We start from the raw sequence: 13779 nt of genomic DNA, 5'->3' as shown, positions 1-13779 counted from the left end.
ATCCTCATCTCATCATCAAACCAGCCCGGCATCGGCAAGACGCCGGGCGACGATCGCTTCGAGTGCCAGTGCCGCCGTCTGGTCGGTGACGTGCGCCGGCTGGCGCATCCATTCCAGCGCCTGGATTTCCGCTTGCGCCTCGCTTGCGCCGTGCGCACGCAGGATGACGCGCGACAGCCGCTCCCGCTCGCGCGGCGGGAAAAACGCGAAGGCCTGCCGAAGAGCAGGAAGCGCCGTCAGGAAGGCATCGTCGTGCCAGCCGTCGATCAGGGCGCGGACGGCGTCGATGACGGCCGTGTCGGCAGCGATCTCCTCGCGCGCCAGCGCAAACAGCCCCGACAGAAAATCGCCGAGCTGGTCGGGCCGGCTGAAACGGTGCATGCGGCCGGCGACATCGTAGGCGCCGCCTTCCCCGCAGGCCACGAGCGTGCCCAGGGCCGCGCCCGCAACGGCGGGCGCCGTTTCCGCATTCGCCAGGCACCGGCCAAGCGTTGCCAGAAAGGCGTCGCGCTCGATATCGAGGTCCGGGCAATCGCGCAGCATGTCGCGGCAGGCGGCGAATGCCGGGATGGCGCGCAGGCCCTCCTCATCGTTGTGGATGGACTCCGCGGTCTGCAGCACCTTGTCGAAGACGGCCTCGCACAGTTCGCCGAGTGCTTGCCGCGCGGCGATGCCGAAAATCTCGCCGAAGCGATGCAACTGGACGGCCAGGCGACCCGCCGCGCCGATGGCGCCCATGTCGTGCGAGAGCGTGATGCCCTGCGCGAGCTGTGCGGTCAGGTCGTTTTCGAGAACGAGCAGTCCGGCAAACAGCGCATCGGCCAGGCAAAGGGAGAGGATCTTGAGGTCGCCTCCGGCTTGCGCCGCGCGGTCGCTGAGGAGGGCGGCGGCCGCCATCGGCAGCGTGCCGCCCCAGCGCGAAGCCTCGATGAGCATGCCTTCCGCATCGCGGTGGAGAACCAGCCGGAACGTTTCCCGCGCGGCGGCGGTGCGGGGCGCCAGCGGACCTTCGAGCCGTTCGAGACCGGGCATGCCGAGAAGCCGCAGCGCGTTCAGCGTGTGGGCGCGCTCCCTGTCAGCCGCAATGCTCCAGTCGAGTTCGATCCGGCGGGCGCGATGATCGGGCGTCAGCCCCGCCTCTGCCAGCCGGATCTCGATATCGGTGATCAACGGCGGCCGGCGCGTTCCGGGCGCCAGCCGGCCGCGGCGTTCGCCGGTCAGCGCCTTCAGCATGGCGACGAGGGCGGGATGGGTGCCGGCACGCACGGCGCCGTCGCGGGTCCAGGCGGCCGGCTGGTCGAGCCCATCCTTGACGAGGGTCGCGAGCGCCGCGTCGAGCAGGTCCGAACGCAGCCTCGCGCGGTGGCCGCGCGCCATTGCGAGCGCCTGTGCATGGGTGTGCCAGGCCACCCGGTCGGCGGTGGAAACGACCTGTCCGGCGGCCCGCATCGCCTGCGCGATCGCGTTTTCCGCCCAGTCGGCGGCGGCGTCCAGCCCGCGGGCGAAAACCTGTTCGTAATAGGCGGGAGAGGGCATGCCGGAGGCATAGCCGGTGAAGCGGTCGAGCCGGCGGTAATCGTAAGGCACGAGGTAGCTTCCGGCGCGCTCGTCGCCCGCCGGGGTCGGGACGGCGGGCCGTTCCCCATCCGCCTCCCGCGCCAGCCGCCGTATCGCCTCCGCATGCCAGCCGCCGCAGACGAGGACCACCTTGCGGTTTTGCGCCTCCTTCAGCGCCCAGGCGGCATGGGCGGCCATGAAGCGCTCGCGGGCAAGTTCCTGCGGGTCCTCGCCGCCTTCCGGGCGAAGCAGGTCGAAATAGCGGTCGAGCCGGCGCTCCACTTCGTCAGCCGGCGCCTGTTCGGCGAGCGCGTCCCAGACGGCATCGCGGCCATCCTCCCCAAGCGCACCGGCCACGGCCGCTTCGGCCGCGGCGGCACGGCGACCATGCGGGTCGGCATAGCGGTTGGCTCGCTCACCGAAATCCGGGTGCCAGGCCGGCAGGTCGCAGAAGAGCGGCGTCGCGCCGGCTTCCCAAGCTGCCTGCAAGGCCTCCCATTCCGGCGAATAGGCGCAGAAGGGGGAGTAGGAGGCGTAGCTACGGTGCTGGCTCGCGTGATAGCTGAAGATCGCAAGCGGCAACTGGTGTTCGAGCCGGAGATCGGCCAGATGCGGATTGAAATCCGCCGGCCCCTCGATCAGCACGAAGGCTGGACGGTGGCGCGCGATGGCCTGGCGAACCAGCCGGGCGCAGGCAGGCGAATGGTGCCGGACGCCGATCACGACGAGCCGTTCGTCTGCTGCCGGCGCGGCCTTGCGCTCAGGGCGTGAGAAGATGCCGAGCCGCATAAAACGCCTTCCAAGCTTCGCCGGACCGCTTCGATACCTTCTGCTCCAGATAACGCCGGAGCTTTGTGAGATCTTCCGCATTGTCCTTGGCGGCGGTGCCGGCAAGGCATTCGATGATGTCTTCGGGCCGGCCCCGGTCGCCGCGCATGTAATGGCCGCGCACGCCGACGGCATGGGCGACGCTGACGGCTTCGGCGGTGCTCATCACGGAACTCAGCCGCTCCATGCCGCCCTCGGCCGAAAGGCCGTCGCGCAATTCGCGAAAGCAGGTGACGAGCACCTCCAGCACGTCGTCGTCGGGTGCGGCCGGCACGCCGGAGCGGGCAAGCAACTTTGCCGCCTCGCGCTTGACCAGCGCCAGTTCCTCGTCCGCGTCGCGGATGGGGAAGACCGTTTCGAAGTTGAAGCGCCGCTTCAGCGCCGCCGACATTTCATTGACGCCGCGGTCGCGCGTATTGGCGGTGGCGATGACATTGAAGCCGTCGCGGGCGAAAACCATGCCGTCCTCGCCGGAAAGCTCCGGCACGGCCATGACCCGGTCCGAGAGGATCGACAGCAGGGTATCCTGCACTTCCAGCGGGCAGCGGGTGATTTCCTCGAAACGCACGATCTTGCCGTCCGACATGCCGCGATGCAGGGGGGCCGGAACAAGCGCGCGCCGGCTCGGCCCCTCGCTGACGAGAAGCGCATAGTTCCAGCCATATTTGATCTGGTCCTCGGTAAGCGATGCGCCGCCCTGGATCGTCAGCGTCGAATCCGCGCCGATGGCCGCGGCGAGCAGCTCCGAGAGAAAGCTCTTGGCCGTGCCCGGCTCGCCGATGAGGAGAAGGGCGCGGGAAGTGGCGAGCGTGACCATCGCGCGCTCGATGAGGGCGGGGGAGGCGACGAGCTTGGCGCTCGCCCCGTCGCCGCCGAGCACGAAGGATTTGACGGCGCGCAGCGAAAGCGCCCAGCCGGGCGGACGCGGCCCCTTGTCGGTGCGACGCAGGGCGCCCAGTTCCTCTCGATATGCGATTTCGGCAGGGGGGCGTTGGATGGCGGCGGTCTGTTGAGGCATGCGACAGATCGGTCCTGTTCTGGCGGGCTGCGTCGAAACGGGATCAAGGCCCACGACTGCCTGAAGGGTAGCCAAGGGCAATGTATTGCGCCTGGGTTACGTTTCAAGGCGCAGTTTTCTTCGTACGTAAATGAAAAATTCGAGCTTATTGCGTCGCCGGTTCACCTTCGTGAGTATAGTCTTTATTTAGTCATATTTTAAATTAGCGGATTCTTTTCATATTTGTTAGGGCGATGCTTGCACGGTCCGCACATGCTTGTAGACCGTGGTGCGGGACAGCCCGAGTTCCCGCGCCGTCCGGGAGATGTTCTGCTGCGTCTTTTCGTAGACCGACCGGATTTCCTGGCATTTGGCGCGGCTGAGCGGCCTGTCCTGACACTCGTCGCAGCAGTCGCGGGCAAGGTCGGGCACAAGGCTGGCCTCGTCGAAACAGCTTTCATCGATATAGTCGGCGCAGCGGCGCACCAGCGCGCGTTGCAGGACGGTCCTGAGCTCTCGAATATTGCCCGGCCATTTTCGCTGCGAGAGCGTTGCGATTGCCGCATCGGTCACCGGCGTTCCGGGCGCCATCTTCTCCATGAGGTGGCGCACGATGCTTGCAAAATCGGTCCGGCTGCGCAGCGGCGGCAAGCGGATGGAATAGGCGTTCAGCCGATAGTAGAGGTCCGCCCGGAACTGCCTCTGCGCCACCATGTTTTCCAGGTCGCGATTGGTTGCCGAGACGATCTGGACATCGACCTTCTGCGTCCTTTGCGCGCCGACGGCGCGGATTTCCATGCTGTCGAGAAACCGCAGCAAGGAGGTCTGCGCCGCCAGCGGAATATCGGCGACCTCGTCGAGGAACAGCGTGCCGCGGTCGGCCATGCGTGCCAGCCCGATGGAGCCTTCGGCGCGTGCATTGGTGAAGGCGCCGCGCTCGTGGCCGAAGATTTCCGCGATGAACAATTCTTCCGGCACGGCGCCGCAATTGAGGGCGACGAACTCGCCCTTGCGGGCGCTGACCTTGTGGACATGCTGCGCCATCAACTCCTTGCCGGTGCCGGTTTCCCCCGTGATGTGCACGGGCATGCGAAGCACCGCTGCCTCGGCGAGGTCGCCGAGCGATCGTTTGACGGCCGGATCGTGTGAAACGAAGTCCGGCGCGCTTTCCTGTCGGATGAGGGCCGGCATCGATGGTGACGGGCGCTTCCCCACCGGAGCATCATGCTCGCCGATCTGCCGGCAGACCATGAAGACCCCGCTTCCCGCCCGGTCGCGGATCCGGATGACGCCACCCTTCAGGAGACCGTCCACCGCCTGGCCGAAACCGGCTTCGAACAGCATGTCGAAATGGTTTCCCAGAAGGGCAGGCAGGCCGTCCAGCAGGGTCTTGCCCGGACGGTTGATCGACAGGATCTCGCCATCGAGCGAGACGGATACCAGGCCGGCGGAGAGCGTGTCGAGATATTCCACGCGCGGATGGAAAGCGAAGACGAAGCTTTTGGAATGGCTCTGGTAGAGGAGGCCGTTTTCGATCTGGGCCGCGGCCATGCGGACCAGAGCGTGCGTGTGCTCCTGCCGGGCTTCATGGGCGCAGGAGGCGTCGAGCAGGCCGAGCACCTTGCCATCCGAACTGAAGATGGGAGCGGCCATGCAGCTCAGATGGCCGTGGCAGGCGAAATAGTGCTCCCGGCCATAGATCGCCACCGGCTTTTCGACGAGGGCGGCAAGCCCCAGCGCATTGGTACCACGCTCGCTTTCGTTCCAGATGCTGCCGGGAATGATCGCGCGGCCCGCCTCGCTGTCGGCGAAGTGCTGGTCGCTGATCGTATCCAGCACGACGCCGTTCGCGTCACCCAGCGCGATCATGAAATTGGAACCGGCGATCTGGGAATGCAGGAGCTGCATCTCGGCCAGCGCCAGCAGGCGCATGGCGGCGTTCGCCTCGCGCCGCTGTTTCACATCGGCAAAGGCGACGACGTTGTGGCGTGGCGTGCCGCGCGGGTCGAGATCGAAATCGCGGCAGCGCTGCCAGCTGTCGGCCACGACGGGATGCAGCGTGCCGATGGGGAAACGCTCGCCTTTTTCCAGCGCGCTGCGCGCGCGATCCATTCCCGATAGATGCTGCATGTCTCCTCCTCATGCATCATTTCAAGCAGGGTAACTGCTTGTCGCGCGCCTGCGCAATGAACAGAAACTGGACAGGTCCGCTGTCCACGCCGTTCAGGCGGTGAACAGTCTTTGTGTCGCTTTTCCCGCTTATCCTTTTGATATTGCTTGAATTATATATGTGGCATGGCGCTTGCGAATAATCCCCTGCAACGGGCACTGGCCCGCCGAAGGAGGAGACATCAGCATGAAGGCGCAAGTTCTGACGCAATATGACGACAAGCTGGAAACGGGACGGTGGGTCTCGCTTCAGGATGTCCCCGACCCGACGATCAAGAAATCCACCGACGTGATCGTGCGCATCGGCGGGGCCGGGGTCTGCCGCACGGACCTGCACATCATCGAGGGCGTCTGGCGGCCGCACATGGACCCGAACGGCAACGCGCTTCTGCCGCTGATCATGGGCCATGAAAACGCCGGCTGGGTGGAGGCCATCGGCAAGGAGGTCGAGGGCATCAAGGTCGGCGATCCGGTGATCGTGCATCCGAAAATCTCCGGTGGCACCTGCCTTGCCTGCCGGCGCGGCTTCGACATGCACGGACCCGGAAAGTTCCCCGGACTGGACTGCGACGGCGGTTATTCCGAATATCTCTGCACCTCCGAGCGCAACATCGTGCCGTTGCCGAAGACGCTGGCACCCAAGGAAGTCGCGCCTTATGCGGACGCGGGCCTGACCGCTTACCGTGCCGTCAAGAAGGCGACGCGCCATCTGCTGCCCGGTGAATCCGTCGTCGTCATCGGCGCCGGCGGGCTCGGCCATATCGGTATCCAGTGCCTGAAAGCGATGTGCGCGGCTGACGTGATCGTCGTCGATGTCTCCGACGCTTCGCTGGCGCTTGCCGGCAGGATCGGCGCCGACAAGCTGGTCAAAGCCGACGGCAACGAGGTGGAGGCCGTGCTCGAACTGACCGGCGGGCAGGGTGCCGAAGCCGTCATCGACTTCGTCGGTGAGAAGGGCACGACGCTGAAGGGCCTGAAGATGACCCGGCCGATGGGCAGCTACTACGTCGTCGGCTATGGCGAGGACATCCGCATTCCGACCGTCGACATGGTGATTACCGAAAAGAACATCATCGGCAACCTGGTCGGCACCTGGGCGGAACTGACGGAGCTGATGGCGCTCGCCGACCGCGGGCTCGTGGACCTGACAACCGTCGAATACCGGCTCGCTGATGCCAACCAGGCGCTCAAGGACCTGCGCGACGGCAAGATCCACGGGCGCGCCGTGCTCATTCCCTGACATGCCGATCAGCCGCAGACCTTCTCCCGCTCCCTGCCGCGACAAGCGGCGGGGAGCGTCTGTTGGAGGCGCGAGGACGCGAAGGAAGAAACCATGATGTGCAGGGTATTGACGGACCAGAGCCCGCGACGGTTCGCGAAGGTCAGCCGATCGGTGCGGATTTCGGGGCACTCGACCAGTGTCCGCCTGGAGACGGCCTTCTGGCAGGTTCTGGAAGGCATAGCGGAGACGGAGGGGCTTTCGACCTCCAAGCTGATTTCGCAGCTTTACGCCGAGGCGATGGAACTGCCAGGCGGCATCTCCAACCTGGCCTCCATCCTGCGGACCGTCTGTCTCCTCTACCAAGAGGAGCGCCGGGGCGGGATTGAGGCCGCAAACCGTGCCTGATGGCCGGCATCGGCAGAAGAACGACCTCTGCTGACCCCGGTCCTGCCGGATCAGGTCGCGTTGCGCGGCGCTCAATTGTCCTTGCGGTCGGGTTCGACACGGCCCTCGGCGATCCACCGCGCGCCGAGCACCAGCGCACCCATGCTGAAATCCTTGCCGTGCGCGGCGATCATCTCCTCCGACAGCTTGGCAATCCGTTCGAAAAAGGCGTCCTTGCTTGTGTCTTCCGTCGTGCGTTGCTCTGCTTGCATGATGTCCTCCTGCTATTTGAAGATTTCGTTGGGGAAGGTGATGATGGCGGCGTTGCCCAAGGCGTCGCCCGCCGCCAGATAGCGGCCGCTTGCCGACCATTGCAGCGCCGTGACGGGGCCGCCGATATCGCGGATGGTCAATTCCTCTGGTGATCCAATCTCGGCGACGGCAATCCTGCCGTTTGCGTAACCTGCTGCAACCAGTGCCTTGGCCGGATGCACTGCCACAACCTCGACCATGACGAAGCCCGCACGCCCCGTCGCGAGCGCCTTGGCCGGCGCTGCCGTCATCGACCAGCCGGCGATGCGATAGGCTCCGGATGCGAGAACGGTGTTCGTCACCGAACTCCAGCCGACCGTGCCCACCGGACCCGGAAAATCGCCGAACACAATGCGCTCGCCAGTCTCCGAATCCAGCAGACAGAGGCCGCCGGTTTGTTGCCCGCAGCCGAGCCAGCGGCCATCCGCGCTCCATTTCAACGATAGCGGTGATGATGAAAGGCCGGTTTCCCATAGCGGGCCGGAATCATCGTCGATGCGCCGGATGCTCAGCCTGTTCGGGCCGGCAACGGCGATTAGTCTGCCATCGTCCAATATCGAGACGAGCACGGGTGCCAACTCGCCGAGATCGACCTCCCGGATCACTTGCGCCTCGCCCGATTGCAGGCGCAGCCGCCGCCTGACGACCACCGCCGTCAGGTCCGCCGCATGGTTGTGGGCGAAGGCGGAAATCGGGGTCCTGTCGGACAGGACCTTTCCCGCGATCTCGCCGGAACGCGTGACGTGGAGAAGTTCGCCGCTGCGGGTCGAGATGAGGAAGGCGCCGTCCCGATAGGCCGAAAGGGCCACGCCCTCCTGGATGCGGGTGCTGATCAACGGCGAAGGCTTGCCCTTCCGGGGCGAGATCGTTGTCTGGCCGTTGTCGACCGCGATGCGCGATTCCGGCGGTTCGTTGTCGCCGATGCGGGCGAGGGCGAGCGCGCCGTCGGCGGAGCCGATCGCCAGGATCGTGTCGTCCTCGTTGAAACAGAGCTGGCGGACGGGCGCCGGGCGCTGCCAGTTGCGCGCCAGGAGATCGAACAGGGTGACGTTGGGAATGGTCTGCTGGTTCATTTCATCCTCCCTTTGCGGTCGCGATCAGCGCGTCCAGTGCGGCGACCTCCCGTTCCGCCGCCGCGATGTCTTCCGCGCAGTCGGCCTGTTCCTGGCGGATTGCCGCAGCGCTCTCCTCCTGGTCATGCAATTCCTGCACCAGTTGCCCGTTTGCGGGATCGCGGCCGATTTCCAGTTCGAGGCGAAGGATCTCCATTTCCACCCCGGAGACCGCCTGGGTCAGCTTCAGGGCCTTCGCGGTCAGTGCCGATACGGTGCCGACGAGATCGACGCGGCGGCGCATGAGATCGAGAGCGGACATTGAAAACCTCCTGACTGTGATGGCGTGTTCAACGGCGGACGGTGCCGCCGGCCTCCGGCGCTTTCCAGGCCTCCAGAATGGTCGGCAGGTCCGGCATTTGGGTCCTGAACTGTCGCTCTGCCATGGAAACGTGGCTGCGCAGCTGGTCCCAGACATCGACGCGGATCAACATGTCGCCGGTCAGCTGCTCCATCTCCCCGACGCGGAACTGCCGGGAAAGCGACACGCCGGAGAAGACAAAATCACGCAGCATGAGCGCGTGTTTTTCCGCAAAGGCGTGGAGCATCGGATGGGTTTCGGGCGTGATGCCGGCCATGGCCAGTTCCTGGAGAATGAACTGCTGAAAGTGGTTCTGCATCAGGTGCTGGCTCTCGCCCATGAAGCGCATCGAGAAAACCAGATCCCGCGGCATCAGCTGCGCGAGCGCAGTGCTGACATCCTCGCCTTCGCTTATTCCTGCGATCGGATCATCGTTGTTTGCCATGGCTGTCTTCCGAATTGAGAAGGAAGCGGTTTATATAGGTAAAGAATAAAATCATGTCCAATATTGTTTTCCCGAGCCTTTGAATGAATTTATGCTGCATGTGCTAAGTATTGAAGGCGTTACATGTTGTAATTTACGATTGTAAAATAACGTTACACTTTTGATTTCCCGATCGCGTCGAGGCGCGGATTGCCGGGTGTTTCCAAACTGGCACGGGCCTTGCAACGTCTATTTTACAAGAAGCCATCGCGCTTGAAGCGACGCCAGAAGAACGAAGGAGTGGGGGGTACGGGTTCGCAACAGTCCGTGTTCGGAGTGACTGGGCCTTTCCCCCCAAAAACCTTTGCCGTGATCCACTTGAATGGCCGGACCTTGGTCGCGCCCCGGGCGCCACCTTTTGCCGTGCCATGTCAACTTTCGCTCGCGGTGCTGATGGCGCCGTTCCAGCCGGAGCCGGGCGGCTCGCGGTTCAAACACAGTGGAGGCTAATGACGATGTCGTCTTTGACGCTCAACAAGATTACTTCGCAGCGCGGCATATCCGTCGGCGAGGCGACGAAGAAGATTTCCGACCTCGGTTGGAACCCGACCTATGTCCAGGAAGCCATGACGTTTCCGACGGACTACAAGATCACCAAGGCGCCGCGCGATCCGATGAAGCAGGTCCTGCGGTCCTATTTCCCGATGCAGGAGGAAAAGGACAACCGCGTCTATGGCGCGCTCGATGCGGCGCTGCGCGGCGACATGTTCCGCAACGTCCAGCCGCGCTGGGTGGAGTGGATGAAGCTGTTCCTCGCCATCATTCCCTTCCCGGAAATCTCCGCCGCCCGCTCCATGGCGATGGTGGCGCGCATCGCGCCCGGCGAGGACCTGCGCACCGGCTTCACCATGCAGATGGTTGACGAGTTCCGTCACTCGACCATCCAGATGAACCTCAAGAAATGGTACATGGAGAACTATATCGACCCGGCGGGCTTCGACATTACCGAGGAAGCCTTCGGCAAGTGCTACGCCACGACCATCGGCCGCCAGTTCGGCGAGGGTTTCATTACCGGCGACGTGATGACGTCCGCCTGCATGTACCTGACCGTGGTCGCCGAAACGGCCTTCACCAACACCCTGTTCGTGGCCATGCCCTCGGAAGCCGCCCGCAACGGCGACTATGCGCTGCCGACCGTGTTCCTGTCGGTCCAGTCCGATGAAAGCCGCCATATCGGCAACGGCCATTCGTTGCTGATGGCCGCCCTGAAGGAGCCGGAGAACCACCTGCTCCTGGAGCGCGACCTGCGCTACGCCTTCTGGCAGAACCACGCGATCGTCGATGCCGCCATCGGCACGCTGATCGAATACGGCACCACTAACCGCGACAAGAACAAGGAATCCTACGCGGAAATGTGGCACCGCTGGATCTTCGAGGACTATTACCGCACCTACATGCTGCCGCTCGAAAAATACGGCATCAAGGTCCATCACGACGACGTGCACGAAGCCTGGAACCGCATCACCAAGAAGAACTACGTCCACAAGGTCGCCCAGTTCTTCACGGTCGGCTGGCCGCTGAACTTCTGGCGCATCGAAGCCCAGACCGACAAGGACTTCGAATGGTTCGAGCACAAGTATCCGGGCTGGTACGCCGAATTCGGCGACTTCTGGAAGTGGCATGCCAAGCTCAGCAAGCGCGGCGAGAAGATCATCACCTTCAACGAGGACGTCGGCTACGTCTATCCGCATCGCTGCTGGAGCTGCCTCGTGCCCTGCCTCATCCGCGAGGACATCGTCGTCGACGAGATCGACGGGCAGATCCACACCTTCGCCCATGAACTGGACCGCTGGACCGCCGTCGAGGCGTTTTCCGACGAGTACCAGGGCCGGCCGACGCCTGCCATGGGCCGCTTCAGCGGCAAGCGCGAATGGGAAACCGTCTATCACGGCTGGGATCTCGGCGATGCGATGAAGGACCTGAACTTCATCCGTTCCGACGGCAAGACGCTCATTCCGCAACCGCATCTGAGCTTCGACGCCAAGGATATGTGGACGCTGGACGATATCCGCGGCCACACCATCCTGTCGCCGCTGACCCTGCTGCGCGAAATGTCGCCGGCCGCCCGCGAACAGCACCTCGCCGAGTACCGCGCGGGCTTCAAGATCAACGCCGTCAACTGAAGCTTTTCACCGGGTTACGACCCGCGGAGGCCGGTTTCGGCCGGCCTCCGCAACAGTCCGGGATCGGGAATTGGGAGGTTCCAGCATGGCAGAAGCTCAAAAACGACATCAGGAAGCACATAAGGTCCGCCTCGAGCCGGTCGGCGTCGAGTTCGAGGTCGAACATGGCGAGACGGTTCTCAACGCCGCGTTCCGCCAGGGGATCGCACTGCCGCACGGCTGCAAGGAAGGGCAATGTTCCGCCTGCAAGTGCGTGCTGCTCGACGGCGAAGTCGAGATGCTCAAATACTCGACCTTCGCCCTCAACGACATGGAGAAGGATACCGGCCACATCCTGTTGTGCCGGTCGATCGCCTATTCCGACATGGAAGTCGAACTTCTCAATTACGACGAGGAGGTTCTGGCGAAATCGATTGCCGTCAAGACATTCAGCGGCCGGATCTCCGCCAAGGAGAACCTGACCCATGATATCCGCGGCATCGAGATCGAGCTCAGCTCCCCGATGAAGTTCTGGGCGGGGCAATATGTCGACATCACGGTCACCACGGAAAAAGGGGAGACGATTACGCGCTCGTTCTCCATGGCAAATACGCCGCACGAAACCCAGAAACTCTCTTTCATCATCAAGAAATATCCCGAAGGAAAGTTCTCCGGAGAGCTCGATTCCGGAGGCATCCGGGTCGGAGCCGAGGTCACCGTCGTCGGACCCTACGGAACCTGTTTCCGGCGGGAGGAGCGACAGGGAGCACTAGTGCTGGTCGGTGCCGGTTCCGGCATGTCGCCGGTCTGGTCGATCCTCAACGACCATGTGAAGAGCGGCGAGACGCGTCCGGTCTATTTCTTCTACGGCGCCCGCACGCCCGATGACCTGTTCTATCTCGACCGGATAGAGGAACTGCTCAGCGCGCATCCGGAGGTCACCTTCATCCCGGTCCTGTCCCATGCCGACGAGGCGAGCGGATGGGAGGGCGAGCGGGGCTTCGTGCACCAGAGCGTCGACGCCATCCTGAAACAGCTCGGCATCGACGGTGAGGGCGATGTCTACGCCTGCGGCCCGCCCCCGATGATCGACGCCCTGCAGCCGGTTCTCTTCATGAACGGCTTCGAGCTGGAGCGCATCTTCTTCGACAAGTTCACCACCTCGTCCGGCGCCACCACGACGGGTCACTGAAAGGACCCTTGGGGTCCGAAAGCCAACTGAAAAAGGGAGTGAGAAACCATGACAGCGACAGCGACTTCAATCGGATCGGGTGCGGCGGGTTCCGCGGTCTTTGCCGATTCCGACAGCCGGAAATACCGCTACTACGATCCCAAGGGCCAGCGCGCCACCCATTACGAGGACGTCACCGTCGACGTCCAGCCCGACCCGGAACGCTACCTGATCCAGGACTGGATCATCTCGTTTGCCGATGGCAAGGGCGCTTACGTCAAGGACAACACGGCGGCGAAAAGCTCCAACTGGCATGCGTTCCGCGCGCCGGACCAGGAGTGGGAGCGCACCCACTATCAGCGCCAGTCGAAGATCGAGACGATGGTGCAGAGCGTCATCGCCAACGCCCGCAGGGCCGGCGCGCCAAAAACCTTCGACAAGACCTGGATCAAGATCCTGCAGGCGCATCTGGGTGCATGGAAACATGCCGAATTCGGGCTGGGCACCTCGCTGATGCAGGCGCAGCGCTACGGCTACACCCAGATGATCAACAACGCCACGCTGACCAACTCCTCCTACAAGCTCCGGCTCGCGCAGGACATCACACTCTATCTTGCCGAAATCGGCATGGATATTCCCGGCTGGGACGACGAGCTGGGCAAGAAGCACTGGCTGGAAGACAGCGTCTGGCAGGGTACGCGCGAAGCCATCGAGACCATCATGGGCGCGACCGACTACCTGGAACAGTATTTCGCGATCAACATCGTCTTCGAACCGCTGGTCGGCGAACTGTTCCGCTCCGGCTTCCTGATGCAGGCATCGGCCGCCAATCACGACTTCATCACCCCGCCGGTGGTGTCGGCCGCGGAAGCCGACTACGAGCGCAACCTCGCCAACACGATCGACCTCATCTACCTGCTCGCCAATGACGAGGTCCATGGTGCCGCCAACAAGGCGCTGTTCCAGGGCTGGATCAAGAAGCACGGCGCGCTCGCCGACAAGGCAGCCATCGGCCTCCAGCCGATCTGGTCGATGCCGCATTCCAAGCCGATTTCCTTCCATGACGTGCGCGCCTCTTCCGAAGAGCGCATCGCACAGATCCTCGGCGAACTCGGCCTCAAGCGCTAATCAAGGGAGAAT

The 13779-nt window shown here is 63.8% G+C and carries 12 protein-coding genes; 5 read left to right on the top strand and 7 right to left on the bottom strand.

Features of this window, described 5'->3' with window-relative positions; translation table 11 throughout:
• Positions 1-15: 15 nt before the first annotated feature.
• From AC1Q6Z_RS11130 to AC1Q6Z_RS11120, 3 genes are all read right to left on the bottom strand, one after another.
• Entirely contained in the window at positions 16-2346 is a 2331-nt protein-coding gene (locus tag AC1Q6Z_RS11130) for a DUF5682 family protein (protein WP_492647818.1), read from the bottom strand.
• A complete protein-coding gene (locus AC1Q6Z_RS11125) occupies positions 2318-3403 on the bottom strand; it encodes an ATP-binding protein (RefSeq protein ID WP_492647817.1) in 1086 nt (361 codons plus the stop codon). The genes AC1Q6Z_RS11130 and AC1Q6Z_RS11125 overlap by 29 nt, the downstream gene beginning before the upstream one ends.
• A 225-nt stretch (positions 3404-3628) precedes the next feature.
• The gene (locus AC1Q6Z_RS11120; protein WP_492647816.1) at positions 3629-5512 is read right to left on the bottom strand and encodes a sigma-54-dependent Fis family transcriptional regulator; all 1884 of its coding nucleotides are present in this window, start codon (positions 5510-5512) and stop codon (positions 3629-3631) included.
• A gap of 226 nt (positions 5513-5738) precedes the next feature.
• On the opposite strand from AC1Q6Z_RS11120, the gene AC1Q6Z_RS11115 reads away from it, so the two are divergent.
• Together AC1Q6Z_RS11115 and AC1Q6Z_RS11110 are read left to right on the top strand one after the other, a co-directional pair.
• A complete protein-coding gene (locus tag AC1Q6Z_RS11115; protein ID WP_492647815.1) occupies positions 5739-6791 on the top strand; it encodes an NAD(P)-dependent alcohol dehydrogenase in 1053 nt (350 codons plus the stop codon).
• A 93-nt stretch (positions 6792-6884) separates the two neighbouring features.
• Positions 6885-7178, top strand: a complete 294-nt coding sequence (locus AC1Q6Z_RS11110; protein WP_435264374.1) for a ribbon-helix-helix domain-containing protein — start codon at positions 6885-6887, stop codon at positions 7176-7178.
• Between the two features lie 71 nt (positions 7179-7249).
• Here AC1Q6Z_RS11110 and AC1Q6Z_RS11105 read toward each other — a convergent pair whose 3' ends face one another.
• From AC1Q6Z_RS11105 to AC1Q6Z_RS11090, 4 genes are read right to left on the bottom strand one after another with little or no spacing between them, the layout of a single operon-like run.
• Positions 7250-7429, bottom strand: a complete 180-nt coding sequence (locus AC1Q6Z_RS11105) for a hypothetical protein (protein ID WP_439623511.1) — start codon at positions 7427-7429, stop codon at positions 7250-7252.
• Between the two features lie 12 nt (positions 7430-7441).
• Entirely contained in the window at positions 7442-8542 is a 1101-nt protein-coding gene (locus tag AC1Q6Z_RS11100; RefSeq protein ID WP_492647814.1) for a WD40 repeat domain-containing protein, read from the bottom strand.
• 1 nt (position 8543) lies between these two features.
• Entirely contained in the window at positions 8544-8843 is a 300-nt protein-coding gene (locus AC1Q6Z_RS11095) for a hypothetical protein (RefSeq protein WP_492647813.1), read from the bottom strand.
• A 28-nt stretch (positions 8844-8871) separates the two neighbouring features.
• Positions 8872-9327, bottom strand: coding sequence for a hypothetical protein (locus AC1Q6Z_RS11090; protein WP_492647812.1), 456 nt, complete (start codon positions 9325-9327; stop codon positions 8872-8874).
• Between the two features lie 488 nt (positions 9328-9815).
• On the opposite strand from AC1Q6Z_RS11090, the gene AC1Q6Z_RS11085 reads away from it, so the two are divergent.
• The 3 genes from AC1Q6Z_RS11085 to AC1Q6Z_RS11075 all read left to right on the top strand — a co-directional run bounded on the left by AC1Q6Z_RS11085 (position 9816) and on the right by AC1Q6Z_RS11075 (position 13767).
• Positions 9816-11489: an aromatic/alkene/methane monooxygenase hydroxylase/oxygenase subunit alpha gene (locus AC1Q6Z_RS11085; protein WP_492647811.1), complete on the top strand. Its 1674-nt coding sequence runs from the start codon at positions 9816-9818 to the stop codon at positions 11487-11489.
• A gap of 85 nt (positions 11490-11574) precedes the next feature.
• Positions 11575-12660 (top strand): NADH:ubiquinone reductase (Na(+)-transporting) subunit F, encoded by a 1086-nt coding sequence (locus AC1Q6Z_RS11080; protein ID WP_492647810.1) that lies wholly within the window; start codon positions 11575-11577, stop codon positions 12658-12660.
• A gap of 48 nt (positions 12661-12708) precedes the next feature.
• Positions 12709-13767 carry an aromatic/alkene monooxygenase hydroxylase subunit beta gene (locus AC1Q6Z_RS11075; protein ID WP_492647809.1) on the top strand — a complete coding sequence of 353 codons (1059 nt, stop codon included), beginning with the start codon at positions 12709-12711 and terminating at the stop codon, positions 13765-13767.
• Positions 13768-13779: the final 12 nt, after the last annotated feature.

The organism is Shinella sp. GW835-FHT14H05 (assembly GCF_058793575.1).
Note: the sequence above shows the minus strand (reverse complement) of the source record. Positions and strands in the feature narration are given on the sequence as shown.